The 729-nt window shown below is 51.2% G+C and carries 1 pseudogene; it reads left to right on the top strand.

From position 1 onward, the window contains the following. Positions 1-729 (top strand): annotated as a pseudogene (locus R7Z50_RS27120) (6-phospho-beta-glucosidase); the annotation flags it as partial.

The following is a 729-nucleotide window of genomic DNA, read 5'->3' as shown; positions in this document are numbered from 1 at the left end:
TTTGTATTGCAAGTCGCGGGTTTGAACCACTTTATCTGGGCACGCCAGATCCTGCATGAAGGCCGCGATAAGCTACAAGAGGTGGTTGAAGCGATCTTATCGGGCAACGATCCTCTCGTTCCACAAAACATTCCTCCATTCGAATGGCCAACAGAACTGCTGCGCAATATGGGGATGATTCCATGCGCATACCTTCGCTACTATTACACCAGCGAAGACATCATGAAGCAGGAAATTGAAGAAGCGAACGGCGAAGGCACTCGCGGCGAAGTGGTCAAAGCGATGGAGAAACGTCTGTTCGATATATACCGCAACACAGAGCTTAACGAGAAACCAAAAGAACTCGAAAAGCGCGGTGGCCAATATTACTCAGAAGCGGCCTGTGAGCTGATGAGCTCTATCTACAACGACAAGCGCACCATCATGCACGTGAACACTCGCAACAACGGCGCGATTGCTGGCTTGCCGGACGACTGCACTGTGGAAGTCAGCTGTATGATCACTAAATCAGGGCCAGTCGCTTTGAATGTTGCGCCGTTCCCAACAGATACGCTGCGCCTGATTCAATTGATGAAGGATTTTGAATCGCTCACTGTCGAAGCCGCGGTCACTGGCAACCGCAATACCGCGCACCGAGCGTTGATTCTGAACCCACTGGTCACAACAGGAACGATTCTAGAGCAGGCATTGGAAGAGACCATTCAAGCGAACCTCGATTACATGCCGCAG

This window comes from Vibrio sp. 1249-1, from assembly GCF_033340495.1.
Note: the sequence above shows the minus strand (reverse complement) of the source record. Positions and strands in the feature narration are given on the sequence as shown.